Below are 25,660 nucleotides of genomic sequence, written 5' to 3'. Positions count from 1 at the left end.
ATGGCTAAATTAACTTATATCAAAGCGATTACAGATGGTTTAGACGTTGTTTTGGGCGAAGATCCAAAAACATTGATCTTCGGTGAAGACGTTGGTAAAAACGGTGGTGTTTTCCGGACTACTGAAGGCTTGCAAGACAAGTATGGTGAAGACCGGGTATTTGATACACCACTTGCTGAATCAGGTATTTTAGGATTATCAATTGGGTTAGCTGCAACTGGCTGGCGTCCAATTCCAGAAATCCAATTTATGGGCTTTACTTTTGAAGCTGTTGACTCAATTGGTGGTCAAATGGCACGTAACCGTTTCCGTTTCAGTGGCAAACGTGCAATGCCAATTACTGTTCGGACACCATTTGGTGGTGGTACCCATACTGCCGAAATGCACGCCGATAACCTTGAAAACTACTTCGTAGGGACACCAGGTTTACGTGTTGTGACACCTGCTAACCCATACGATGCAAAGGGCATGATTATTTCTGCCGTTGAAAACAACGACCCAGTGCTCTTTATGGAAAACTTGAAATTATATCGTTCAATGAAGGACGAAATTCCTGAAGGCAAGTATACTGTTCCCCTAGATACTGCCAAAGTCGTTCGCGAAGGTACTGATATCACCATTGTGGCATACAGTGCTGAAGTTAACGAATCACTTAAGGTTGCTGATAAATTAGCTGAAGAAAACATTTCTGCTGAAGTGATCGATCTTCGTTCATTATCACCAATCGATACTGACACCATCTTCAAGTCAGTTGAAAAGACTCATAAAGTAGTTGTTGTTCAAGAAGCTCAAAAGATGGCTGGTGTCGGTGCACAAGTTGCTTCTGAGATCGCAGAACACGCTATCATGAACCTTGACGCACCAATCGGTCGTGTTGCCGCTCCAGATTCAGTATATCCTTGGGCTCAAGTTGAAAATGACTGGTTGCCTAATGCTGATGATATCGAAGAAAAAGCACGCGAAATCTTAGCTTATTAATCAAGAAACGATTACTTTGTGATATAGAAAGGAAGTTTTCCCATGGCTTTTGCATTCAAACTCCCTGAGCTTGGTGAAGGGATGGCCGAAGGTGAAATTGCATCATGGCTAGTTAAAGAAGGGGACACAGTTAAGGAAGACGACGTATTAGTTGAAATCCAAAACGATAAGTCCGTTTCTGAACTACCATCACCAGTGGCTGGGACTATTAAGAAAATTGTTAAACAAGAAGGCGAAACTGCCGAAATCGGTGACACATTAGTTGAAATTGATGATGGGTCTGCCGATGCTCCAGAAGAAGCCGCACCAGCAGAGGCTGCCCCAGCAGCCGAAGCACCTAAAGAAGCTGCTCCAGCAGCACCAGCAGCACCTGCTGCTGCAACTGGTGTACCAGCTCAATCAGACCCTAACAAGCTTGTATTGGCTATGCCTTCGGTACGTCAATATGCTCGTGATAAGGGTGTTGACATCACCGCAGTAACACCAACTGGTAATCATGGCCAGATTTTGAAGGCTGACATTGATAACTTTAATGGTGCCGCAGCACCAGCTGCTGCAGCCGCTCCAGCTGCCGCTGCCGCTCCTGCAGCCGCACCAATCAAGCCTTACGTTTCAGACGAACCTGATCTTGAAACACGTGAACCAATGTCAATGGTTCGTAAGGTTATTGCTAAAGCAATGCGTACTTCAAAAGACATTTCACCACACGTTACTTCATTCCAAGACGTCGAAGTGTCTGCTTTGATGGCTAACCGGAAGAAGTACAAGCAAGCTGCAGCTGACAAAGAAATTCATTTGACTTTCTTGCCATACATTGTTAAAGCAATGGTTGCTGTCTTGAAAGAATTCCCAGAATTCAACGCTTCAATTGATAGCGCTAACGAAGAAATTGTTTACAAGCACTACTTCAACGTTGGTATTGCTACTGATACGCCTCACGGTTTGTATGTACCAAACATCAAGAACGCTGATTCTAAAGGCTTGTTTGAAATTGCTAAAGAAATTACCGATAACACTCAGGCTGCTTATGACAACAAGTTGAGTGCCAAGGCAATGTCTGGTGGTTCAATTACTATCAGTAACGTTGGTTCAATCGGTGGTGGCTTCTTTACACCGGTTATCAACCAACCAGAAGTTGCTATTCTTGGTGTTGGTAAGATTGCTAAGGAACCATATGTTAACGAAGATGGCGAAATCGAAGTTGGTAACATGTTGAAGTTATCATTGAGTTATGATCACCGTTTGATTGATGGTGCTTTAGCTCAACGTGCTTTAAACAAGTTAAACGACTTGCTTCACGATCCACAATTGTTATTAATGGAAGGATGAGACCCGCATATGTCAGATGTTGAAAAACGCGATACTGTCATTATTGGTGCCGGCCCTGGTGGGTACGTTGCCGCAATTCGCGCAGCCGAATTAGGCCAAAGCGTGACAGTAATTGAAAAATCAGATACTTTAGGCGGTGTTTGCCTAAACGTAGGTTGTGTGCCTTCAAAGGCGTTGATCAATGCTGGTCATCGTTTCCAAGAAGCTAAAGATGCCTCAACCTTCGGCATTACCACTCAAGCTCCAACCTTAGACTTTTCTAAGACGCAGGCTTGGAAGGATGAAAAAGTGGTTGCACGGATGACTAGTGGCGTTAAGATGTTGCTCAAAAAGCACAAAGTTGACGTTATTCAAGGTGAAGCTGTCCTTGATTCTGACACCAAGTTACGTGTTGTCTCAACTGGTCCAAAGCAATTCATGAGTGCTGACGATGGTTTGACCATTGAATTCAAGAATTTGATTATCGCAACTGGTAGTCGTCCAATTGAAATTCCTGGTTTCAAGTTTAGTGGTCGAGTACTTGACTCAACTGGTGGTTTGAACTTACCAGAAGTTCCTAAGGAATTTATCGTTATCGGTGGTGGCTACGTTGGGACTGAATTAGCTGGCGCTTACGCTAACTTAGGTTCACACGTTACCATTCTTGAAGGTACTGATTCAATCTTGCCTAATTTTGACAAGGACATGGTTAAGATTGTCCTTAATCAAATGAAGAAGAAGGGCATCGATGTTATCACAAATGCGATGGCTAAGAAGTCTGAACAAGATGATAATTCAGTAACAGTTACTTACGAAGTTGACGGTAAACCATCAACGATTAAGGCTGATTACTGCATGGTCACTGTTGGTCGTCGTGCCAACACCGATGACATTGGTTTGGAAATGACTAGTGTTAAGACGGGCGATCACGGTTTGATTGAAGTTGACCAACAAGGCCGTACTTCAGTATCAAACATCTTTGCCATTGGCGATATCGTTGCTGGACCAGCTTTGGCCCACAAAGCCTTCTTCGAAGCTAAGACTGCTGCCGGTGCTATTGCTGGCAACAAGACAGCTAACGACTGGGTTGGCGTTCCTGCAGTTTGCTTCGCTGATCCTGAATTAGCTACTGTTGGCTTGACTGAAAAAGATGCCAAGGCAAAAGGCTTGGAAGTTTCCACAGCGAAATTCCCATTTGCTGGTAATGCCCGTGCCGTTTCATTGGATCAACCAGATGGCTTTGTCCGTTTGGTAACAACCAAAGACGGTAACGCAGTTGTTGGTGCACAAGTTGTTGGACCCGGTGCTTCTGATTTGATTGCTGAACTGAGTTTAGCAGTTAACGGTGGTATGAATGCCGAAGATATTGCTTTGACCATTCACCCACATCCAACATTGAGTGAACCAATTCAAGAAGCAGCTGATATTGCAATTGGATTCCCAACTCATATCTAGTCGTTTCGAATTAAAGTAATCTACAAAAAGATCAAGTCTTGTGACTTGGTCTTTTTTTGTATTGTGATAGCATTTCACAACCGGTCATTATGAGACTTTTATTATTGGATTGCCGGTTTAAATAGCAGTATAATGATGTTTGTGAAAGAAAATAGACAAGGTGAGGTAGACCTTTGAAGAATTTTAGCTATCCATTGGCAACTGATTGGTCAACGGATGAAATTATAACGGTCACAGCTTTTTATCGGCAAATTGAAGATGCGTATGAATTACAACAGGGCGTTAAGGTCACTGAATTAATGGCAGCCTATCGTCAATTCAAGACAATTGTGACTTCCAAATCACAAGAAAAACAGCTCGGTAAGCAATTTGAGGCCTTAACGGGGTATAGTCTATATCAAACGTTGAAAACGGCTCGTGACACGTCAAAAAATTCAATTAAAATGACTTTGGGGAGGTAATTGCATGAACGAGGCAGAACTTGTTCGTATTGATCGTCACGTTAAGCAATGGTTACATGCATCACGCGAGTTTATTTTGAACCAGATGCAAGCCACCTTGAATGTGAGTCAAAAAACGAGTCGGCGCGATTTGGTGACGAATGTTGATAAAGAAAATGAAAAGCTACTTATTAATAAGATTCGAACTTTTTCGCCAGACAGTCAAATATTGGGAGAAGAGGGTTTCGGTGACCAAATTAAGAATACGAAGGGCTGGGTATGGGTTGTCGATCCCATTGATGGCACAATGAATTTCGTCAAACAAAGGGATCATTTTGCGACGATGATTGCTTTATACATTGATGGCGAAAGTGTTTTGGGCTACATTTATGACATTATGCACGATGATCTGTATTCTGGTGGCCCATCATTGGGTGTTTTTAAAAACGACCAACCGTTACCTAAACCTGAGAACACGGCTTTACATGACGGTTTGATCTGTGTGAGCGGGCCACTTGTCTTGCATCAAAAGCTTAACTTACCCGCTGTTGTGGAACAAAGCGCGGGACTTCGCAACTACGGCTCAGCAGGAATTGAAATTATTCACCTTTTAACTGGAAAAATTGTTTCATATATATCTTACTTGAAACCTTGGGACTTTGGTGCAGGCAAAATTTTGGCAGAAAGTCTTGGTCTTGCCGTGACAACGGTTGACGGACGACCACTTGATATGCTATCATCAGACTTCGTAATGGTAGCAACGGTAAAAGCACAACAAGACATTCTGCCAATCATCGGTTCAAACGTCTGACTGTGACGCTGGTCACAGTTTTTTTATGGCGTGAAGTCAAGGATAGGGTGTTAAGACTGCGCTACAGTTTGACCGTTAAATAAATGAAGCAAGCGATTATGAAAGGAAGAACAACATTTTGAAAACCAGAGATGATATTCGTAACATCGCAATTATCGCCCACGTTGACCACGGTAAGACCACCTTGGTGAACGAATTATTGAAACAATCAGATACTTTGGATGAGCATACAGAAATTGGCGATCGTGCCCTTGATTCCAACGATATCGAAAAAGAACGTGGGATCACGATTCTCTCAAAGAACACTGCGGTTCGTTACGGCGATAAGCAAATCAACATCTTGGATACTCCAGGACACGCTGACTTCGGTGGTGAAGTTGAACGGATCATGCGGATGGTTGACGGTGTCTTACTAGTTGTTGATGCTTTTGAAGGGACTATGCCTCAGACCCGATTCGTTTTGAAAAAAGCATTGGATCAACATTTAACACCAATCGTTGTGATTAACAAAGTTGACCGTCCAGGTGCGCGTCCTTCAGAAGTTGTGGACGAAGTTTTGGACTTGTTCATCGAATTAGGCGCTGATGAAGATCAATTAGACTTCCCAGTTGTCTATGCTTCAGCCATGAATGGAACATCAAGTTTTGATCCTGATTTGGCAACGCAAGAACATACTATGAAGCCAATCTTTGACACAATTATTGACCACATTCCAGCTCCAATTGACAACTCAGACGAACCACTTCAGTTCCAAGTTGCCATGTTAGACTATAACGACTTCGTTGGTCGTGTTGGTATTGGCCGGATTTTCCGTGGTGCTGTTAAAGTTGGGGATAACGTTACTGTTATGAAGCTTGATGGTAGCACTAAAAACTTCCGTGTGACTAAGCTCTTTGGTTTCTTTGGACTTAAGCGTTTGGAAATCGATTCAGCCAAGGCCGGTGATTTAATTGCCGTTTCTGGTATGGATGATATTAACGTTGGTGAAACAGTAACTGCTTCAGATACTCAAGAAGCACTACCAATTTTACGGATTGATGAACCAACCCTTCAGATGACTTTCCGGACTAACAACTCACCATTTGCCGGTCAAGATGGCAAATTCGTGACAAGTCGTCAATTGGAAGATCGTTTGAAGACTGAGTTGGAAACTGACGTCTCGTTGCGTGTTGATGACACTGACGAACCTGGTGCTTGGACCGTTTCTGGCCGTGGCGAATTGCATTTATCAATCTTGATTGAAACATTGCGTCGTGAAGGCTTCGAACTTCAAGTTTCACGTCCAGAAGTTATCTATCGCGAAATTGATGGCCAACAGTCAGAACCATTTGAAGAGGTTTTGATTGACACACCTGATGAATATACTGGTAGTGTTATTGATTCACTCTCACAACGTAAGGGTGAAATGCAAAACATGGAAAGTACCGATAATGGTCAAACTCGTTTGACTTTCTTGGCACCTAGTCGTGGTTTAATTGGTTACTCAACTGAATTCATGTCAATGACTCGTGGCTATGGGATCATGAACCATACTTTTGAGAAGTATGCGCCAGTTATCCGTGGCTGGAACCCAGGTCGTTCAAAGGGTACTTTGGTTTCAATGAACTCTGGCAAGGCAACTACCTATGCCATGATGGGGATTGAAAGCCGTGGGACACTTCTGATCGATCCAGGTACCGATGTATACGAAGGTATGATCGTCGGTGAAAACAGCCGTGAGAACGATATCACAGTCAACATCACTAAAGGTAAGAACTTAACCAACGTTCGTGCCGCCGGTTCTGATGACATGGCTCGTATCAAAACACCTACTCACTTATCACTTGAAGAATCACTTGAATTCTTGAACAATGATGAATATTGTGAAATTACCCCAGATCACGTCCGCTTACGTAAGCAGATTCTGGACACTAATTCACGTGAAAAAGCTGCTAAACGTGCACGTCACAACTAAATTCAATCGAATTTAAACCAACGTGACGCAAAAAAAGAGTGTTTCTGAGACTTCGGTCCTCAGAAACACTCTTTTTTATATTTTTTTCTAATCACGGTTTATTTTTGGTTAGGTTTTGGATTGATTCTCACCGAGTGTGGGTCATTATGCTATAATCAAAAGAGTTTATTCAAGAAATATGGAGTGTAACGTGGGGTAGGTCATGTATAGATTTAAAAAAATTGATTATTTATTGGTGGTACCATACATCCTATTATGTGCAATTGGGGTGATTATGGTCTACTCGGCGAGTGCGAACGTTGCCGTTCAAAATGGCTCATCGCCAATTATCTACTTATTTAAGCAATTAATTTTTGTGTTGATTGGCATTGGTATTACTGGTTTTATGACAGCATTCAAGCTGTCACGGATACGAACAGAGCGCTTTTTGGCCATTGCATATATTATTTTCTTGGTCACTTTTATTGGTTTGTTGATCGTTGGTAAAACGGTTAATGGGGCAGCAGGGTGGATTATTTTACCCGGTTTTAGTATTCAACCCGCAGAGTTTGTTAAATACTATCTGATCATTGCGGTTGCACAATTTTTAGCTGCACCAGGACATCAAGAAGACTTGCTGGGTGGATCTTGGTGGTATGTCATGGGTGCGCCCTTAGGACTCGGGTTAGTATTGGTGCTGTTGGTTTTGCTACAACCAGATATGGGAAGCGCAACGATTATCGTAGCTATTATCTTTATTATGTGTTTAAGTAGCGGCATTTCTTTTCGGAGAAGTATTGTCATTTTGGGCGGGGCCGTTGCTGGATTAGTTTTGATTGTTTTTCCACTAGCTTTGAAACTTTACGAAAGTGGTGTGGTGAAATCCTATAAGTTGGCACGACTCGTTGCCTTCGTGGATCCGTTTGGTCATGCGCGGACTTCTGGCCAGCAATTAGTGAATTCATACTATGCACTCAGCAATGGTGGCTTATTTGGTGTGGGACTAGGTAATTCGATTCAAAAACGTGGTTATTTGCCAGAACCTAACACCGATTTTATTATGGCGATTACTGGTGAAGAATTAGGTGCGATTGGTGTTTCCGTGATTTTAATCCTGTTGGGAATTATCATCTGGCGGTCAATTCAAGTTGGCATCCGTGCTAAAAGTTCATTTAATACGATTGTTTGTTACGGTATCGCAACCTATTTTGCTGTTCAAGCTACTATTAACGTTGGTGGCGTGGTAGGCTATTTGCCAATTACAGGGGTCACTTTTCCCTTCATTAGTTACGGTGGGTCGAGTATGATTTCGCTGACGCTGTGTCTGGGAACTTTACTCAATATTAGTGGTCAAGAACGTGAAAAGAGGGAATTTTAATGTTAGATATGCAATCAAGAACGAGTTTAGTCGTCTACGTTGCTAGTTTAAGGCAAGTTCGGCAATTAAAACGGTATGGCCATCTTGTGTACGTTTCTAAACGGATGCGCTACGCTGTTTTGTACGTCAATGTCGAAACTGCTAAGGCTACGATTAATAAACTTAAGCAGTTACGGTTCGTTAAACGAATTATTGAATCACCGCACGCGCAGTTGATGGATCTCTTAGGCCTATCCGGCAACGCAGAACATCAAGCTGAACAAGTTAGTTTTGATTCGGAGGAAAAATAATGCGGATTGTAGCAGGTGAGTACGGTGGGCGTCGATTGCGTGCCGTACCGGGGATGAAAACACGGCCCACGACTGATAAGGTCAAAGAAGCTGTTTTTAACGTTTTAGGGCCGTACTTTGATGGCGGTCAAAGTTTAGATCTATTTGCAGGTTCTGGTGGCTTAAGCATTGAAGGCGTATCTCGTGGTATTGACCATGCAGTACTTATTGATAAACAAGGGGCGGCCATCAAAACCATCAAACAAAACATTGAAGTGACAAAGGAACCAGCCAAATTTACGGTAATCAAGCGTGATGCTGAATTGGCCGTGAAGCAACTACAAGCTCAGGGTCAAAGCTTTGACTTAGTTTATTTCGATCCACCATATCGGGAGCAAAAAATCGTTTCAGAAATTGAGAAGTTAATGGCACTTGGATTGTTAAATTCAGATTGTCGTATTATGTGTGAAACGAATCAAGAGGCTGAATTACCAACTCAGATTGGAAACTGCGAACAAATCACAACTAAATCGTATGGAATCACTAAAATCACGATATATCGTTTTATTGAGGGGTGAAATTATGACCATTGCCGTTTACCCGGGGAGTTTTGATCCCCTCACGATGGGACATCTGAATATTATTGAACGGGCTAGTCAGCTGTTTGATCAATTGATTGTCACCGTTGGCATTAATACCAGTAAAAAAGCGTTGTTTACAACTGAAGAACGCGTTGACCTGATCAAAAAAAGCGTTGCTCACTTGCCGAACGTCGTGGTTCAGGCTGAAGGTGGGCTCACGGTTCAATTTGTAAAACAAGTCGGGGCCAATGTGATTATTCGAGGTCTTCGTGACGCTAAAGATCTAGAATACGAAGCTAATATTGCTAATATGAATCGGTATTTGGATGATTCAATCGAAACAGTTTTCTTGGTCACAGCGCCAAAGTATGCCTTTATTTCGTCGACATTACTCAAAGAGGTCTTACATTTCAAAGGTGATATCTCGCAGCTGGTACCACCGGCTGTTGCGGATGCTTTAAATCAAAAGTGAAGGTCAGATTAGATGCAAAAACAAACAAAAAAACGAATCGTTCAATATGCTGTCAGTGTCGCAGTGGCGATTGTCATTTTGGTGGGCTTTTTTTGGCCAATGTCGTCTTATATCGAGTCGCCTGGTTCGGCAGATAATTTGAAGACCTTTGTGTCAATCAAAAACCATCCGGACAAGTCAGCCGGCAAGTTCATGATCACCTCTGTTCGATTGGCTCAGGCCCACCCATTTACATATCTGATGGCGAAAGTTTCACCATACAGCACCATCGAGAGTGCCCAAAGCGTAACTGGTGGACAAAGCAGTCAAACTTACCTAAAAATGCAGAATTTTTACATGCAAAGTGCCATCAATGAGGCTAAGGCAGTTGCTGTCAAAGCAGCCCACAAGCAGGTGACCAAAACCTATTTAGGAATTTATGTGATGAGCGTTCAACACAATTCTAAGTTTAAGGGCCAGCTTAAAGTCGGGGATACCATTACAAAAGTGAATGGCCACCATTTTGAAAGTGCGTATGGTTTTCAAAAGTACATTGCCAAACAAGCCGTAGGAGACACCCTACACGTTCAATATCGTCGTGGTCATGCTTTGAAAACAGCCTCGGCGCCATTGATTAAATTATCGAGTGGTAAACCTGGAATTGGTATTATTTTAACGGACAACGTAAAGATTAAAACGACACCTGAGGTAAAGGTGGACCCCGGTCAAATTGGCGGACCTTCGGGCGGTTTAATGTTTAGTCTCCAGATCTATGGCCAATTAACTGGTGAGAATATTCGCCACGGTCAAAAGATTGCGGGCACCGGTACCATTAATCCTGACGGTTCAGTTGGTGAAATTGGTGGCATCGATAAAAAAATCGTTGCCGCTAAAAAAGCGGGTGCGACAATCTTCTTTGCTCCTTACGTCAAACCCACTAAGGCCATCCTAGAGTTGGAGCAGGGTCACCAAACTAATTATCAACTTGCTAAAAAAACCGCTAAAAAAGTTGCGCCAAATATGAAAGTTGTACCCGTTTCAACATTTGAACAGGCGCTTTCGTATCTTAAAACGCATCAGTAATGTCGGCTTGGTTTTGAAAGACTAAAATTGTTTAGGAAATTAGAGTCACATCCGTAAAATATCAAGTTTACGGATGTGACTTTTTTGTCGACTTTTTTTATCGTCAAGTAGAACTATGTGCCAAAGCTACGCGTATGTATAGGTATAACGGAAAGGAGGGATTACGCTGGATAGGTTAAAGGAGCTGTTAGAGACGACATCCAAACAAACTTGGTTGGTGATTGGGTTAGGCCTGACAACCGTTATCGCCGTGGGTCTACTGATACTTAGCCAACGTTCCACACCTGACACTATGCCTCAGTTAAATGATGCATCGTCCATGATGACTAGTCAGGAAACGTCAATTGCCAATCCGTCAGTAGCCGGTCAAAGTTCGGTTGCTGATGTTATGTATGTGGACGTTAAAGGTGCCGTCAAACAACCCGGCATTAAAAAAGTTGATCAAACCATGCGGGTGATTGATGCGGTGCATTTAGCAGGTGGTTTTACATCACTAGCTGATGAAAAACAGATCAATTTAGCGCAACGGTTAACGGACTCCCAAGTCATTTATATTCCGAAACGTGGTGAAAAAATGCCCGCAGTTGCTGCCGACCAAGGTGCTTCAACCAATGGTGCTGACCCACAACAAAGTGAGCAGATAAACATTAACACTGCAGACGTGACTGCTTTACAACAATTGGATGGCGTGGGTGAGAAAAAAGCCGAAAAAATTATTGAATATCGTCAAACTCAGGGGCAGTTTAAATCAGTTGAAGATCTCCAAAAGGTCAGTGGTTTTGGTGAAAAAACGTTGGAACGCTTAAAGCCGCATATTACGGTCTAACGATTAACAAGTTGAATCTAAATTTGGTATACTAAACCATACGACAATGAGATGGAGGCATCTGAAATGGTGAAAAAGAGAATTCCTTGGGATCAATACTTTATGATGCAGTCAGTTTTACTAGCAAGTAGAAGTACGTGTAATCGGCTTTCCGTTGGTGCAACGATTGTGAGAGATCGACGGATTATTGCGGGTGGTTATAACGGCTCAGTTGCAGGTGACGTTCACTGCGTGGATGAGGGGTGTTACTTGGTCGATGGTCACTGTTTGCGCACGATTCACGCTGAAATGAATGCAATTTTACAGTGTGCGAAGTTCGGCGAAGCAACAGATGGCGCTGAAATCTATGTGACAGATTTTCCATGCCTTCAGTGCACGAAGATGCTTCTTCAAGCGGGTATCAAGAAAATCTCCTACTTACACAATTATCATAATGATCCATACGCAATGTCTTTGATTGAGTTGAAAAACGTCGAACTCAATCAAGTTTCACTCGATGCAGATGCTGTCCAACAAGCTTCAGTTGATGCCTACTTGGCAGGTCATCAAGCATAGCATAATTTGGTTTTCATTTTTAGCAGCATTTATCAGTGGATGTTTTTTTGGTCATTTTTGGATTTCGGTTTTTCTTACTGTCCTGTGGACCGTAAGAATTATTTGTTTGCGAGATGGTCGTTTGACGTTAATAACGGCGATTGGTGCGTTACTGATTTGTGGCTGGTTTTGGCATTGCCGTCAATCTGAACAGCGATTAACGTTGCCAGACCAGGCCAATGCGACTATGTTGTTAGTTATTCAACCAGATGAATTTCGGATTGAAAAGGGACAGATCCAGTTCCGCGGTCATTTATCCGATGGTCGCGTGATTCAAGGTCAGTACTTTAGTAAGGAAAAAGAAAATTTACAACGTTTTAAATTTGATAAGACAACTTCAGTGCTTGTCACTGGTGAACTTGGACGCCCTTTGCCAGCAACTAACGCGGCCGAGTTCGACTATCGACGCTACTTGGCAAAAAATGGTGTTTATAATACCATAAAGGTTACTAAGTTGGTGTTAAAAGCACCGGTGAGGACCCTTAATCCTTTTCAATGGTGGCAGAATAAATGTCATGAATTACGTGCGCAATGGGTGACCGCGACCATGCAGTTACCAGCGACATTACGACTTTACGTTCAAGGACTGTTTCTTGGTTGGCGTGCGGATGACTTTTATGAAACTCTGCACGCCGTTACCGACTTAGGCTTGATTCATTTATTTAGCATTTCAGGGTTTCACGTGAGTTGGTTAGTTAATGTGTTGTCCAAGGGATTGATTCGCCTTCGGTTAACGCAATGGATCATTGCCTGGATCATGTTGATGATCTTGCCAAGTTACTTTATCCTGGCTGGGGCTGCGCCAAGTTTATTTCGTGCGGTAGCAGCCGCGATGTTTGGTTTTTTAGTGCATCTGCTAGGATGGCGAGTTTCGTCGCTCTCGCTGTGGAGCTTTAGTTTAATTGCTGGACTAGTTGTTTATCCAGCCATTTTAACGCAGTTTGGCGGGCAACTCAGTTATGGTTTGGCGTTTGCGCTTTTATTTGTTGGCCAATTTAAGCCAATTAAGCAAGCCATCTTACTCAACTTGATTAGCTTGCCAATCATTTTATACCATGTCTATCAGTGGCATGTTTTAACTTTATTCGTGAATCTATTAATTTTACCGATTTTTAGCGTCTGTGTTTTTCCAATTGTATTATTGGCAGGCCTTCTTGGTCACTCTTTGACTGGATTAGCAAGTGCAGTAGATGGTTTATTGAATTGGCTTACCGAACTATTAAACCAGTTAGCGGCCTTACCCGGTATGGTTGTTTTTGGCCAGCCGCCGATTGTGGCGGTGATGGGCTTAATTATCTTGACCATTGTTTTGATGGCTCAGCGAATCAAGTGGTGGTCAGGCATTTGCCTAGTGATGATGTACGTTACTTGTTATGGCCTGATTCATTATCCAACTTCCGGAGAAGTTACTTTCTTTGATATTGGACAAGGCGATAGCTTCTTGGTGACATCACCTAGACACCGTGAGATTACCATGATTGATACTGGTGGCCGAGTTAACTTTGGCGGTCAAGCAGTTACCGGTCGTAGTAAGGCACTAAAAGTCAGTGTGAATTACCTTAAAAGCCAGGGGATTGACCATATTGATCAATTATTATTGTCACATCAGGACTCTGATCACGTAGGTGATATCACAGATGTACTGCAAAATTTGCACGTTAAAAGATTATACGTTCCCTTGGGGATGATGGACAATCCAAGGTTTGTGAAGCGAATCGAAGCTGACTTGAAAAATACCCAGGTGATTTCAGTCAAGGCGGGCGATCATGTGTCAGGCACAAATCTAACTGTTGTCCATCCAATGCAAGCAGGTGAAGGGACCAATGAAGATTCAATGGTGCTTCATGGTGCATATGGCGGCCGAAAGTGGTTATTCACCGGCGATTTGGACCGTGCGGGAGAAAGGGCGATCCTCACCCAATTTCCGAGTCTCACGACGGATGTTTTAAAACTTGGTCATCACGGTAGCAAAACATCGTCAGATCCAGGAGTACTTTTAAAATTACAGCCGCAACTTGCCATCATTTCAGCTGGTCGTGACAATCGGTACGGGCACCCGAATCAAGAAACCATGACAACTTTATCAAAACAGCAAATTCCATTTTTAAGCACCCAAACGAGTGGCATGATCCGCTATCGTTATACCAAGTCGGGCAAAAACCAATGGCAAACATTTTTGAAGGAGAAATGATTTTGACATATGAAACAACTCTGGCGCAGTTGGCCAAAAAGCAACCAGCATCAATCTACTTAATCACGGGAGACCAGCCCTACTTGACGCAGCGGTTAAAGGCGGCGTTTATCGAAATGATTCCCGAAGCTGAAAGAACTATGAATTATGCGAGTTACGATATGGAAACCACGCCGTTAGCGTCAGCATTAGATGACGCAATGTCAGCACCATTTTTTGGTGAAAAACGACTCGTATTCATTGAACGAGCATACTTTTTAACTACGGAAACACATAAGGGCAGTAAAGTTGAGCACGATATGGATGGGCTCATGTCATATTTGACCCATCCGGAACCCACTAGTGTGGTTGTTTTCTTTGCGAATAGTGGTAAGCTGGACAGTCGAAAAAAAGTTGTGAAGACCATCAAAAAAGCAGCAGAAGTAATTAGTTTAGAAGCAGTTGCTGAACCTCAAATTCGTTCATTAGTACAACAAGATTTAAAACAATCAGGTTTTGAGATGACAACTAGTGCCCTGAATTTACTGATTCAACGAACCGGCTCTAATTTGTCATTAATTATGAACGAATTACCAAAATTAAAGTTAGCATCCGAAGACACGAGACAAATTGACGATCAGATTGTTGGCGAGTTAGTGACCAAGTCCCTTGATCAAAACGTTTTTGACTTAGTCAACGATGTGATGGGTAAGCGAATTGGCGCGGCATTGAATCTCTACCGTCAGTTAATTTTGACTAAGGAAGAACCGCTAAAGATCAATGCGGTGTTGGTCAGTCAATTTCGGTTGTTGATTCAAACCAAAATTTTAACTAAGAATGGTTACAGCCAAGGCACCATCGCCTCAACACTTAAGGTGCACCCTTATCGTGTTAAACTTGCCCTGCAGAGTATTCGGCACCTACAATTGCAACATCTTCGACGGGCGTATCTAGGATTGATTCAGATCGAACGTTCATTGAAGTCCACGAGTCAAGATCCGATGATGCTGTTTGAATTGTTTATGTTAAAGTACCTTGATCAAGTGGCATAGTAAATTAAGTTATTGGTTCGAGTGTGCTAATTTTTAACTGATATGCTATGACCACGCTCAATAGTGGATTAATTTGAACGGTAGGCACTATGTTCATATCAAAAAGCGACCCATCATTTCAATTCCTGAATGATGGATCGCTTTTTGATTTGGAATGCGGAAGTAAAGAATGATTTTAAGCCAAAATAAAAAGTGACTTCAAAATTCGAAGTCACTTCGTATCATGGTTTAAGTTAGGCGTTAGCTTTAGCTAAGCGAGCAGCCATCCGTGACTTGTCGCGGGAAGCTTTGTTAGCTTTGATTAAGCCCTTTGAAGCGGCACGATCAACGGCGCTAGAAGCAACCTTAAAAAGGTCTGCTGCTTTTTCGTCATGATTCGTAACAGCTTTTTCAAACTTCTTAACTGCTGTACGCATACTGCTGAGTTGTGCTGAATTACGTTCGTTAGCTTTAACGTTAGTCTTCGCACGTTCGATTGCAGATTTGATAATTGGCAATGGATTCACCTCCACACTGATCAAGCCAGATGGCTCTGAAATTATTCAACGAATGTCATTATACAGAAATAAATGGTCGATTGCAACAGTTCTCAGCTAATTGTAAAGTAAAAGTACTTGATATCACTTTTTTAAGGATTTAGGCAAGAATCTGGTGTAATTTAAACTCTCGACTTGTTATCTACAGTGGTAACGGCTATAATAGTCTAAGTTCTTAAATTGCCCCTACTTAGTTGTGCGCGATCTCACTCACGGCAACCCAGTAGTGGGTGGACACAATAATTTATCAAAGGTGGGAATTTACCATGGCTATTAGTCAAGAAAAGAAAAACGAAATCATGAAGCAGTTTGCTCGTCACGAAGGCGACACTGGTTCAGCTGAAGTTCAAATCGCTGTTTTAACCGCAGACATCAACGAATTGAACAACCACATGAAGGCTCACAAAAAGGACTTCCATTCACAACGTGGTTTGATGAAGAAGATTGGTCACCGTCGTAACTTGTTAGCTTACTTACGTAAGAGCGATGTTCAACGTTACCGTGAATTAATCAAGGCTTTAGGTCTTCGTCGTTAATTTCAACTATGAAAGGCGCCTATCTAGGCGCCTTTTTTTATTGCCTGAATTTGAAATGAGTGATTGTCGTGAGAACGCAATCACTTTTTTTAATGCCGTTCAACTACAAGTGTGATAAACTGTAATCAGTTTGTAGTCGTACCTAAAGCAATGGCGTTTAGGATAAAAGTAAGAACTCAAGAGCGATTGGTTCATTGAACGAGTTAATCATTAATGAGTAGCGAAATAACATAGTTGAGGTGAATTATGGACGAAGCACAAGTAAAAATTATGCCATTGGGCGGTGTTCGCGAAAATGGCAAGAATATGTATATTGTAGATGTTAATAATAGCATTTACGTATTGGACTGTGGGTTGAAGTACCCAGAAAACGAATTACTGGGAATCGATATTGTTATTCCTGATTATAATTACTTACGCGAAAATCAAGACCGCATCGTTGGGGTCTTTTTGACACATGGGCACGCGGATGCAATTGGCGCGCTACCTTATTTTCTTAAGGAGTTCCAGGTACCCGTTTTTGGCTCGGAAATGACGATTGAGTTAGCAAAACTAAACTGTCAGTCTGATCCCAACGTGAAAGATTTTGATGATTTTCACGTGGTTGACGGGCGCACTGAAATTGATTTTGGTGATGTGACGGTCTCATTCTTTAAAACAACGCACTCAATCCCTGAATCAATGGGAATCGTGATTGGAACCGATGCCGGTAGCATTGTCTATACCGGTGATTTTAAGTTTGATCAGACAGCTGCACCTGGTTACCAAACCGATTATGCACGATTAGCTGAAATTGGTAAGAGTGGGGTGCTAGCGCTCTTGAGTGATTCGGCTAACGCTGAAAACCCTAATGAAACAGCTAGTGAACGCGATATTGCCGATGATGTTTTGGAAACTTTCAACTATCATAATGGTCGAATTGTGGTTGCCAGTGTTGGCTCAAACATCTTGAGATTACAACAAGTCTTTGACGCTGCGGCTAAAACTGGCCGCAAGGTTTTCTTGACCGGACGTGACATTGAAAAAATTGTGGATACTGCGATGCGGTTAAACAAGTTGGTGCTCCCCGAAGAGGACCTCTTAGTGACCCAAGAACAGCTTGAACATTTGGCACCAGAGCAGATCATTATTGTTCAAACTGGTCGAATGGGAGAGCCCATCAAGGCACTGCAACGGATGGCTAACAAACAAGAAAAAGGGTTGAATATTGAACCTGGTGATCTCGTCTTTATCACGACGACACCGTCTCACGCAATGGAAACAACAGTGGCTAAAACACGTGATATGATCTACCGTGCCGGGGCCGAAGTTAAGGCCATTTCGGATGAGCTGAATTCATCTGGACACGCCAGCAAGAACGATTTGCAACTGATGATCAATTTACTGCACCCTAAGTACCTGATTCCGATTCAGGGTGAATATCGATTACTATCTGCACATAAGAAGGCCGCTGAAGAGGTTGGGTTACCAGCCGATCACATTTTCTTAACGGCCAAGGGTGACCAATTAGTTTACGATGGACACGAAATGGTGCTCAGTGGTAGCGTTGAGGTTGGTAATACCATGATTGATGGTATTGGTGTCGGCGATATCGGTAATATTGTGCTGCGAGATCGAAAAGTCCTCTCCGAAGATGGTATTTTTGTGGCGGTTATTACAATCGACCATAAAAAGAAACAAATTATCGGGGAACCTAAAATTACTTCTCGTGGGTTTGTTTACGTTAAAGCCAACAAGAATTTGATGCATGAAAGTGCGGAAATTATCAAGAACACGGTTCAGGCCAATTTAGATAACAAAGAATTTGATTGGACACACCTTAAGCAAGACGTCAGAGAGAAACTGAATCACTATCTGTTCGATCAAACCAGACGTCATCCAGTCATTTTGCCAGTCATTATGGAAGTTGACCCACGACGTCACAAGCCAAAGAGCAAGCACAAAAAACCAGCCAATAAGGCTAAATCTTCAGAAACAAAAGAATAAGTCATTCATTGGTTACTGAAATATTCGGCGCTACGATCCCTTAATTAGGGTTTGTGGCGCCGATCGTTGATTTATCGACGATGTCAATGAATTTCGCAAAGCAATGAGTAGTTATAGATATGGAGGGCGTTATTTTGAATCGTCAATTAAAGTCAGCCAATCAAGCCTTCAAGGATGCTAAATGGCATGAGGCCGCACTTTTATATGAACAAGTATATCAACTTGAAAAAAGCGCGAAAGTCAATCACTTGCTGGTTAAAAGCCTCTATGAAGACCAACAATATAAATTGGCTTACCAAGTCATGTTAGATGATCCCAACAGTTATTTGATGGATCAATCACACCTGGTTTTAATGGTCAAAGTTATGCTGGCCACCAATCAGTTGATGATGGCTCATATTTTAATGGCCAGTCTTCCACAAGTACCTGAAGAAGTGACAACGTTGATTACGGCTTCAGAACAACAATTCCGTCAACGACCGGACTTTCAAACACGTTATCAAGCGTTTTATCAGTTGAGTTCCCAAACGACACTTCAGCAACAGCGGGCGTTTGAAGAGGGTAAACAGCTTCCTTTGAGTGAATGGTTAACGGCCGCACGTTCGTTATTAACAGATCCATTTGTAAAGCCGATTGTTCGGGTGAGTGTTTTAGAAATGTTAGTCAAACTAAAACGGTCGGAACGGTATGATTTTAGGTGGCTAGATGATCAAAACTATTCACTCAACCCCAATCAATTAGTACCACTAGCAGATATGCCCATTGTGAGTCAATTGCATGCCAGTCTGGCAGAGGTGATCAACACAGACGACCCAGTGACATTTCAGTTGTATCAAAACGAATTGGGTTTACAGACCACGCTATTGTACCCGTTTGTTGACCGTGCGATTCAGTCACCTGATTTGTGGGTAAATCGATTGGTACACGGCGATTTGGTACAATCTGCCCAATTGCCTGAACGATATACACTAGAATGGTGGCACCGTAAACTGGCTCAAGTCATTGCCAACATGACGACAGTATAAAAAACTTAGCCGAAATTAGATTTTATGGTTTACAAACCAGATACTAATCTATATAATATTTAAGGATTCTTCTTGAGGGATTCTCGATTTACCTTTTCGAGAAGAAGTAGTATAATTTACATCAAAGGGTTGCTAACAATTCGCTTGTTAGCATAATCTTTGTGAAAAATACAGGAGGTTTCATTAATGGCAAAGGAAACATACGAAAGAACTAAGCCCCATGTAAACATTGGTACTATCGGCCATATCGACCATGGGAAGACTACCTTGACTGCAGCAATTACTAAGGTTTTAGCTGACAAAGGTTTAGCTAAGGCTGAAGATTATGCTGATATCGATAAGGCACCTGAGGAACGTGAACGTGGTATCACGATCAACACTGCCCACGTTGAATACGAAACTGAAAAGCGTCACTATGCACATATTGACGCCCCAGGACATGCTGATTACATCAAGAACATGATCACTGGTGCCGCTCAAATGGACGGTGCTATCTTAGTGGTTGCTGCTACTGATGGTCCTATGCCACAAACTCGTGAACACATTCTTTTGGCTCGCCAAGTGGGTGTTGAATACATCGTGGTCTTCTTAAACAAGACTGACTTAGTTGACGATGACGAGTTGGTTGACTTGGTTGAAATGGAAGTCCGTGAATTACTTTCAGAATACGATTTCCCTGGTGACGATATTCCTGTCATCCGTGGTTCAGCTTTGAAAGCTCTTGAAGGCGATCCAGAACAAACTAAGGTTATCGAACACTTGATGGACGTTGTTGATGAATACATCCCAACGCCAGTTCGTGACAACGACAAGCCTTTCTTGATGCCTGTTGAAGACGTATTTACGATCACTGGTCGTGGTACTGTTGCTTCAGGTCGTATCGATCGTGGGACTGTTAAAGTCGGTGACGAAGTCGAAGTTGTTGGTTTACACGACGACGTATTAAAGAGTACTGTTACTGGTCTTGAAATGTTCCGTAAGACTTTGGAATTTGGTGAAGCCGGCGATAACGTTGGTGTACTTCTTCGTGGTGTTAACCGTGATCAAGTTGTTCGTGGCCAAGTGCTTGCAAAGCCAGGTTCGATCCAAACTCACACTAAGTTCAAGGGTGAAGTTTATATCCTTTCTAAAGAAGAAGGTGGCCGTCATACGCCATTCTTCTCAAACTACCGTCCACAATTCTTCTTCCACACCACTGATATCACTGGTGTTATCGAATTGCCTGATGGCGTAGAAATGGTTATGCCTGGCGATAACGTCACTTTCGAAGTTGACTTGATCGCTCCAGCTGCCATTGAAAAGGGTACTAAGTTTACTGTTCGTGAAGGTGGCCACACTGTTGGTGCCGGTGTTGTTTCAGAAATCATGGACTAATACCTACCTAAATGAACATGAAAAGTCCGAGAAGGTTGCCTTTTCGGGCTTTTTTATTTGAAATTTTCAAGGCGATACGGTTTATGAAGTGGCGTGATACTACAATCAGACTAATATTGATGCAGGATGGCTCGTATTGGTTGTATGAACGTGATTAATCGCCATTTTTACTGAAATTGTTTTACTTTTTTAAGTGCATACGTTAAACTTAAGTCTGTACGCAATTTGAATATGATCGTATTCGAAGAGATATTTAATTCGGAGGGAATATAATGGCTGCAAAATGGGAAAAAAATGACACCAACAAGGGCGAATTAACCTTTGAAATTGGTGCCGACCAAATCAAAAAGGGCTTAGACCAAGCCTTCGCACGGACCAAGAAGAACTTAGCTGTTCCTGGATTCCGTAAGGGTAAGGTTCCTCGTCAAATCTTTAACCAGATGTACGGCGAAGAAGCACTTTATCAAGACGCTTTAAACATCGTCTTACCAGATGCATACGAACAAGCAATTAAAGAAGCAGGTATCGAACCTGTCGATCAACCAGAAGTTAATGTTGAATCAATGGAAAAGGGTCAAGCCTGGGTATTGAAGGCCGTTGTGACCGTTAAGCCAGAAGTTAAGCTTGGCGAATACAAGGGCTTGAGTGTTACAAAGCAAAACACCCGTGTTTACCAAAAAGATATTGATGCTGAGCTCGAACGTCGTCAACAACAACAAGCAGAGCTCGTTCTTAAAGAAGACGAAGCTGCTGCTAAGGGTGACACGGTTGTCATCGACTTTGATGGTTACGTTGATGGTAAGCAATTCGATGGTGGTAAGGCTGACAACTACTCACTTGAATTGGGTTCTAACTCATTCATCCCTGGCTTTGAAGACCAATTAGTTGGTCACAAGGCTGGTGAAGATGTTGACGTTAAAGTGACTTTCCCAGAAGATTATCAAGCTGAAGATCTTCAAGGTAAGGAAGCCACGTTCAAGACGACCATTCACGAAGTTAAGCAAAAGGAATTACCTGAACTTGATGATGAATTTGCCAAGGATGTTGACGAAGAAGTTGATAGCTTAGACGAATTAAAGGCCAAGATCAAAGATGAATTGAAGGAGCAAAAGACCACTGCTGCTCACGAAGCCATCGAAGACGAAGCCATTCGTGAAGCTGTTGATAATTCAGAAATTGCTGAAGTACCAGAAGCAATGATTGAAGAAGACATTCACCGTCAGATGGATCAATACTTAGCTAACATGCAACAACAAGGTATCGATCCTAAGATGTACTTCCAGTTGACTGGTACTAGCGAAGATGATTTGCATAAGCAATTTGCTGCGGATGCAGAACGTCGCGTTAAGACTAACTTAGTATTGGAAGCCATCGTAGAAGCTGAAAAGATTGAACCTTCTGAAGACGAATTAGCTGCAGAAGTGAAAGACTTAGCCGGCCAATACGGTATGGAAGAAAGTGCTGTTCGTTCAGCCCTTTCAGACGATATGCTGAAGCATGATATCGCTGTTAAAGACGCTGTTGACATCATTACAGATTCAGCCAAGCAAGATAAGTCAAAAAAAGATGAAGATAAAGACTAATTTACTTCAACTTTAATGTGACGACAAAGAGGGCCCTAGGGAATTGGATATCTGATTCTTGCTGGGTCCTTCTTTGTTTATTGTGCTTATGAAGTGTTTTCCTTTCGACCATAACGATTGTATGGTATAGTAGCAATTGCGTCATGAGAACTATTAAACGTAAATATAGAAGGGGTGACTCCTAATTGTTCGAAAATACTGATACAAACGGCCCCGTAAATTGTTCTTTTTGTGGTAAGTCGCAAGACCAAGTCAAGAAAATTGTCGCTGGCCCTGGGGTTTACATTTGTAATGAATGTATTGATTTATGCAAAGAAATCATTGATGAGGAATTTAGTGAAGAAAGTGCTCAAACTGTCTTTGATGTGCCAACACCACAACAAATTGTGGATTCACTAAACCAATACGTCATTGGTCAAAATGAAGCCAAAAAAACACTGTCTGTGGCCGTTTACAACCACTATAAACGTGTTAATGAAATGGCAACTAACCAAACTGACGGTCCCGAACTACAAAAGAGTAATATTACGATGATTGGGCCAACCGGTTCTGGGAAGACTTATCTTGCCCAGACACTGGCTAAAATTTTAAACGTGCCATTTGCAATTGCTGACGCAACAACGTTGACTGAAGCTGGGTACGTTGGTGAAGATGTCGAAAATATCCTATTGAAGCTACTTCAAAACGCCGATTACGACGTCGAACGAGCAGAAAAGGGTATTATCTACATTGATGAAATTGATAAAATTGCCAAAAAGGCCGAGAATGTCTCAATTACTCGAGATGTTTCAGGTGAAGGTGTCCAACAAGCCTTGCTTAAAATTCTTGAAGGCACAACTGCCAACGTTCCGCCACAGGGTGGCCGTAAACATCCACAACAAGAATTTATCCAAATCGATACAACTAACATTCTCTTTATTGTTGGTGGTGCCTTTGATGGTATCGAAACCATCGTGAAGAACCGATTAGGCGATAAGACGATTGGCTTTGGTACTGATTCGACTCATCAACCGGTTGATGAAAAAGAAAGTTTGATGCAACGTGTTGTGCCAGAAGACATGCTTGAATTTGGGTTAATTCCAGAATTCATTGGTCGTTTGCCAATTTTAACGGCGCTGGAGAAACTCTCTGAAGACGATTTAGTTCGGATTTTAACGGAGCCTAAGAATGCCCTGGTTAAACAGTATCAACGACTGATTTCCTTAGATGGCGTAGAGCTTGATTTTGAAGACGAAGCGCTACGTGAGATGGCTAAATTAGCCTTGAAGCGAAATACCGGTGCACGTGGTCTACGGTCAATCATTGAAGATGTCATGCGAGATATCATGTTTGAATTACCAAGTCGAGATGATGTCGATAAAGTTATCGTAACGGGTAAAACTGTTAAGGATCACAAAGAACCCGATTTGATTTTAAAAGATCAAAAGGCTTCCTAACATCGGCGCATGGCGTCAGGTTTCACCGATCCATGGTGTGAAGCGTTTGTGCCTCATAAACTGGCGACGTCTAACCGATTAAAGCGTCCTGCCAATCAATCTGAAGAGATTGTTGTCAGGACGCTTTTTTGTAAGGAGGGTGGCATTGATTTTAATTCAAACACCAACAAGGAGAATATAAATGGAAGTACATGATGTTGAACTCGTGATGAGTGCGGTTGATCCTAAGCAATATCCCACGACCGGCCAGCCTGAAATTGCGTTGGTGGGACGGTCAAACGTTGGCAAGTCGTCCCTCACAAACGTATTGATTAATCGAAATAGCTACGCCAGAACGTCGAGTCAACCCGGCAAAACCCAAACCCTTAATTTTTATCATGTCGAAGATCAACTATATTTTGTGGACGTGCCGGGTTATGGTTATGCAAAGGTTTCTAAAGCCGAGCGAGAAAAATGGGGTCAGATGATTGAAACTTATTTGACTTCTAGAGAAACGCTGCGCGGGGTGATTTCACTCGTTGATGGCCGTCACGCACCAACACAAGACGACCAGCAAATGTATACTTGGTTGAGTTACTATGACATTCCAACTTTAGTGGTTGCCACTAAGATGGATAAAATTGCGGGTGCAAAGTGGAATAAGCAGTTGAGCGTGGTAAAGAAAACACTTGAGATGAAATCCCAAGATGATTTATTGGCATTTTCTGCGCAGACCAAGGTCGGTAAGGACGAGGTTTGGCAATGGATCGAAGCGCATGCGTTTGGAGGTAAAGCTTAATGGAGTTTAACGATTATCAACGTGCGGCTAACCGGACACTTTTTGGGAGTGAGCAAGTCTTAACCAATTGTGCACTTGGTTTATCTAGCGAAACGGGTCAGGTAGTTGATTTGGTTAAAAATTATACATTTCATGGCAAAAAATTAGACAAATCGGAACTAACGAAGGAAATGGGTGACGTATTATGGTACTTGTCACAAGTTGCCCAGTGGGCCGATATTTCGTTTGACGATGTTGCCAAGCAAAACATTGACCGGTTAAATGAACGTTATCCAAGTGCGACCCCTCGTGACTAAAGTATTGATTGTCACTAATCAGGCAGATTAAACGAAAAATTGCTGGCCAACTGATTGGCAAGATATCGTAAAATTTCGCTATCCACCTAGACTTAGTGCGTTTCGATTACTATAATGAAACAAATGAGAGCGAGGGTATAATGATGCGAGAAACAACAAAACCAATTAGTCAGCAAAAATGGCCAGTCGTGACGGCCTGGGTCATTATTGGAATTGTTACGGTTGGATTTTTAATTGCGATTTTCTTTACGCCGGTGAATAATGCCATGCGTTCCGCCACTGGTGCAGATACACCAGCTGATGCGGTGGTCAAAAGCCAGTTAATCAAGCGGGTTGAGGCTAGTAAAACCGGCAATGCGGCCACCGATGCCAAAATTAATCAGGCGGTCAGCAAACTAAAAACCACTAAAATGAGCACGATTATGTCAGCAGCCGACAATCAACAAAAGATGAGTCAGTTGTTGAATGCAGATACTGGGCTCAGTCAAAAGCAATCTGAAGCGGCTACCAGTGTTATTTTTAATAATACTCAGTATAAGCAGTTGCGAAAGGCCGTGGCTGGTGGACATTGGGTCCAGGCTTATCAGGCCTACCAACAGTTATCTGATAACGGTGCCATCAGCAATTTGAAAAATAGTGTTAGTGAATAAGTGATAGCGTTCTAGTTAAGTAAGAGTTAATGCCTCTGTCGAGGTCATTAACTCTTTTTTTGTTATGTAAATAAGAAATTCAGATCCTATATTGAGAGAAATCTCATTTTAATAGCGTAATTTCGAAAGCG

General features: G+C 42.3%; 25 protein-coding genes. 24 read left to right on the top strand and 1 reads right to left on the bottom strand.

The window, feature by feature from the left end; all coding sequences use genetic code 11:
• The 15 genes from FD04_RS07825 (at nt 1) to holA (ending at nt 15,329) form a co-directional block, all read left to right on the top strand.
• Nucleotides 1–978 (top strand): alpha-ketoacid dehydrogenase subunit beta, encoded by a 978-nt coding sequence (locus FD04_RS07825; protein ID WP_056948109.1) that lies wholly within the window; start codon nt 1–3, stop codon nt 976–978.
• 42 nt (nt 979–1,020) lie between these two features.
• Nucleotides 1,021–2,307 (top strand): 2-oxo acid dehydrogenase subunit E2, encoded by a 1,287-nt coding sequence (locus tag FD04_RS07820; RefSeq protein WP_056948106.1) that lies wholly within the window; start codon nt 1,021–1,023, stop codon nt 2,305–2,307.
• Between the two features lie 9 nt (nt 2,308–2,316).
• A complete protein-coding gene (gene lpdA, locus FD04_RS07815; protein WP_056948104.1) occupies nt 2,317–3,741 on the top strand; it encodes a dihydrolipoyl dehydrogenase in 1,425 nt (474 codons plus the stop codon).
• A gap of 173 nt (nt 3,742–3,914) precedes the next feature.
• Nucleotides 3,915–4,202 (top strand): UPF0223 family protein, encoded by a 288-nt coding sequence (locus FD04_RS07810; RefSeq protein ID WP_056948102.1) that lies wholly within the window; start codon nt 3,915–3,917, stop codon nt 4,200–4,202.
• Between the two features lie 4 nt (nt 4,203–4,206).
• The gene (locus tag FD04_RS07805; protein WP_056948100.1) at nt 4,207–4,992 is read left to right on the top strand and encodes an inositol monophosphatase family protein; all 786 of its coding nucleotides are present in this window, start codon (nt 4,207–4,209) and stop codon (nt 4,990–4,992) included.
• A gap of 118 nt (nt 4,993–5,110) precedes the next feature.
• The gene (typA, locus tag FD04_RS07800) at nt 5,111–6,946 is read left to right on the top strand and encodes a translational GTPase TypA (protein ID WP_056948098.1); all 1,836 of its coding nucleotides are present in this window, start codon (nt 5,111–5,113) and stop codon (nt 6,944–6,946) included.
• Between the two features lie 202 nt (nt 6,947–7,148).
• Entirely contained in the window at nt 7,149–8,303 is a 1,155-nt protein-coding gene (locus FD04_RS07795; RefSeq protein ID WP_056948096.1) for an FtsW/RodA/SpoVE family cell cycle protein, read from the top strand.
• On the top strand, nt 8,303–8,593 hold the full coding sequence (locus FD04_RS07790; RefSeq protein WP_054701157.1) for a YlbG family protein: 291 nt from the start codon (nt 8,303–8,305) through the stop codon (nt 8,591–8,593). Before FD04_RS07795 ends, FD04_RS07790 begins: the two co-directional genes overlap by 1 nt.
• Nucleotides 8,593–9,150, top strand: a complete 558-nt coding sequence (gene rsmD / locus FD04_RS07785; RefSeq protein ID WP_056948094.1) for a 16S rRNA (guanine(966)-N(2))-methyltransferase RsmD — start codon at nt 8,593–8,595, stop codon at nt 9,148–9,150. Before FD04_RS07790 ends, rsmD begins: the two co-directional genes overlap by 1 nt.
• Before the next feature lie 4 nt (nt 9,151–9,154).
• The gene (coaD, locus tag FD04_RS07780) at nt 9,155–9,625 is read left to right on the top strand and encodes a pantetheine-phosphate adenylyltransferase (RefSeq protein ID WP_056948093.1); all 471 of its coding nucleotides are present in this window, start codon (nt 9,155–9,157) and stop codon (nt 9,623–9,625) included.
• Between the two features lie 12 nt (nt 9,626–9,637).
• Nucleotides 9,638–10,687, top strand: coding sequence for a SepM family pheromone-processing serine protease (locus tag FD04_RS07775; RefSeq protein WP_056948091.1), 1,050 nt, complete (start codon nt 9,638–9,640; stop codon nt 10,685–10,687).
• A gap of 292 nt (nt 10,688–10,979) precedes the next feature.
• Complete coding sequence (locus tag FD04_RS07770; protein ID WP_156660418.1) at nt 10,980–11,513, top strand: helix-hairpin-helix domain-containing protein; 534 nt, start codon at nt 10,980–10,982, stop codon at nt 11,511–11,513.
• Between the two features lie 66 nt (nt 11,514–11,579).
• Nucleotides 11,580–12,068, top strand: a complete 489-nt coding sequence (locus FD04_RS07765; RefSeq protein WP_156660417.1) for a ComE operon protein 2 — start codon at nt 11,580–11,582, stop codon at nt 12,066–12,068.
• A complete protein-coding gene (locus tag FD04_RS07760) occupies nt 12,010–14,298 on the top strand; it encodes a DNA internalization-related competence protein ComEC/Rec2 (RefSeq protein WP_082603169.1) in 2,289 nt (762 codons plus the stop codon). The genes FD04_RS07765 and FD04_RS07760 overlap by 59 nt, the downstream gene beginning before the upstream one ends.
• A 2-nt stretch (nt 14,299–14,300) precedes the next feature.
• Nucleotides 14,301–15,329 (top strand): DNA polymerase III subunit delta, encoded by a 1,029-nt coding sequence (gene holA, locus FD04_RS07755; protein ID WP_338055713.1) that lies wholly within the window; start codon nt 14,301–14,303, stop codon nt 15,327–15,329.
• Between the two features lie 233 nt (nt 15,330–15,562).
• Here holA and rpsT read toward each other — a convergent pair whose 3' ends face one another.
• The gene (rpsT, locus tag FD04_RS07750) at nt 15,563–15,826 is read right to left on the bottom strand and encodes a 30S ribosomal protein S20 (protein ID WP_054701146.1); all 264 of its coding nucleotides are present in this window, start codon (nt 15,824–15,826) and stop codon (nt 15,563–15,565) included.
• Between the two features lie 305 nt (nt 15,827–16,131).
• On the opposite strand from rpsT, the gene rpsO reads away from it, so the two are divergent.
• From rpsO to FD04_RS07705, 9 genes are all read left to right on the top strand, one after another.
• A complete protein-coding gene (gene rpsO / locus FD04_RS07745) occupies nt 16,132–16,401 on the top strand; it encodes a 30S ribosomal protein S15 (RefSeq protein WP_054701144.1) in 270 nt (89 codons plus the stop codon).
• 246 nt (nt 16,402–16,647) lie between these two features.
• Complete coding sequence (locus FD04_RS07740) at nt 16,648–18,387, top strand: ribonuclease J (protein ID WP_056948083.1); 1,740 nt, start codon at nt 16,648–16,650, stop codon at nt 18,385–18,387.
• 134 nt (nt 18,388–18,521) lie between these two features.
• On the top strand, nt 18,522–19,412 hold the full coding sequence (locus FD04_RS07735) for a hypothetical protein (RefSeq protein WP_056948081.1): 891 nt from the start codon (nt 18,522–18,524) through the stop codon (nt 19,410–19,412).
• 186 nt (nt 19,413–19,598) lie between these two features.
• Nucleotides 19,599–20,786, top strand: a complete 1,188-nt coding sequence (tuf, locus tag FD04_RS07730) for an elongation factor Tu (protein WP_054701135.1) — start codon at nt 19,599–19,601, stop codon at nt 20,784–20,786.
• Nucleotides 20,787–21,058: 272 nt separating this feature from the next.
• On the top strand, nt 21,059–22,369 hold the full coding sequence (tig, locus tag FD04_RS07725; RefSeq protein WP_056948079.1) for a trigger factor: 1,311 nt from the start codon (nt 21,059–21,061) through the stop codon (nt 22,367–22,369).
• 185 nt (nt 22,370–22,554) lie between these two features.
• A complete protein-coding gene (gene clpX, locus FD04_RS07720) occupies nt 22,555–23,805 on the top strand; it encodes an ATP-dependent Clp protease ATP-binding subunit ClpX (RefSeq protein ID WP_056948077.1) in 1,251 nt (416 codons plus the stop codon).
• A 181-nt stretch (nt 23,806–23,986) separates the two neighbouring features.
• Nucleotides 23,987–24,583, top strand: coding sequence for a ribosome biogenesis GTP-binding protein YihA/YsxC (yihA, locus tag FD04_RS07715; protein WP_054701132.1), 597 nt, complete (start codon nt 23,987–23,989; stop codon nt 24,581–24,583).
• Nucleotides 24,583–24,879: a nucleoside triphosphate pyrophosphohydrolase family protein gene (locus tag FD04_RS07710; RefSeq protein ID WP_056948075.1), complete on the top strand. Its 297-nt coding sequence runs from the start codon at nt 24,583–24,585 to the stop codon at nt 24,877–24,879. The genes yihA and FD04_RS07710 overlap by 1 nt, the downstream gene beginning before the upstream one ends.
• A gap of 143 nt (nt 24,880–25,022) precedes the next feature.
• Nucleotides 25,023–25,529: a hypothetical protein gene (locus FD04_RS07705; protein ID WP_054701128.1), complete on the top strand. Its 507-nt coding sequence runs from the start codon at nt 25,023–25,025 to the stop codon at nt 25,527–25,529.
• The last annotated feature ends 131 nt before the right edge of the window (nt 25,530–25,660 follow it).

The sequence above is a fragment of the Secundilactobacillus odoratitofui DSM 19909 = JCM 15043 genome, from assembly GCF_001434895.1.
GTDB lineage: Bacteria > Bacillota > Bacilli > Lactobacillales > Lactobacillaceae > Secundilactobacillus > Secundilactobacillus odoratitofui.
Note: the sequence above shows the minus strand (reverse complement) of the source record. Positions and strands in the feature narration are given on the sequence as shown.

Coding starts and splice junctions, on each gene's coding strand:
- FD04_RS07825 (WP_056948109.1), top strand. CDS start 1: ATGGCTAAATTAACTTATATCAAAGCGATTACAGATGGTTTAGACGTT.
- FD04_RS07820 (WP_056948106.1), top strand. CDS start 1,021: ATGGCTTTTGCATTCAAACTCCCTGAGCTTGGTGAAGGGATGGCCGAA.
- lpdA (WP_056948104.1), top strand. CDS start 2,317: ATGTCAGATGTTGAAAAACGCGATACTGTCATTATTGGTGCCGGCCCT.
- FD04_RS07805 (WP_056948100.1), top strand. CDS start 4,207: ATGAACGAGGCAGAACTTGTTCGTATTGATCGTCACGTTAAGCAATGG.
- FD04_RS07795 (WP_056948096.1), top strand. CDS start 7,149: ATGTATAGATTTAAAAAAATTGATTATTTATTGGTGGTACCATACATC.
- FD04_RS07790 (WP_054701157.1), top strand. CDS start 8,303: ATGTTAGATATGCAATCAAGAACGAGTTTAGTCGTCTACGTTGCTAGT.
- rsmD (WP_056948094.1), top strand. CDS start 8,593: ATGCGGATTGTAGCAGGTGAGTACGGTGGGCGTCGATTGCGTGCCGTA.
- coaD (WP_056948093.1), top strand. CDS start 9,155: ATGACCATTGCCGTTTACCCGGGGAGTTTTGATCCCCTCACGATGGGA.
- FD04_RS07775 (WP_056948091.1), top strand. CDS start 9,638: ATGCAAAAACAAACAAAAAAACGAATCGTTCAATATGCTGTCAGTGTC.
- FD04_RS07770 (WP_156660418.1), top strand. CDS start 10,980: ATGCCTCAGTTAAATGATGCATCGTCCATGATGACTAGTCAGGAAACG.
- FD04_RS07765 (WP_156660417.1), top strand. CDS start 11,580: ATGGTGAAAAAGAGAATTCCTTGGGATCAATACTTTATGATGCAGTCA.
- FD04_RS07760 (WP_082603169.1), top strand. CDS start 12,010: ATGCAGATGCTGTCCAACAAGCTTCAGTTGATGCCTACTTGGCAGGTC.
- rpsO (WP_054701144.1), top strand. CDS start 16,132: ATGGCTATTAGTCAAGAAAAGAAAAACGAAATCATGAAGCAGTTTGCT.
- FD04_RS07740 (WP_056948083.1), top strand. CDS start 16,648: ATGGACGAAGCACAAGTAAAAATTATGCCATTGGGCGGTGTTCGCGAA.
- tuf (WP_054701135.1), top strand. CDS start 19,599: ATGGCAAAGGAAACATACGAAAGAACTAAGCCCCATGTAAACATTGGT.
- tig (WP_056948079.1), top strand. CDS start 21,059: ATGGCTGCAAAATGGGAAAAAAATGACACCAACAAGGGCGAATTAACC.
- yihA (WP_054701132.1), top strand. CDS start 23,987: ATGGAAGTACATGATGTTGAACTCGTGATGAGTGCGGTTGATCCTAAG.
- FD04_RS07710 (WP_056948075.1), top strand. CDS start 24,583: ATGGAGTTTAACGATTATCAACGTGCGGCTAACCGGACACTTTTTGGG.
- FD04_RS07705 (WP_054701128.1), top strand. CDS start 25,023: ATGCGAGAAACAACAAAACCAATTAGTCAGCAAAAATGGCCAGTCGTG.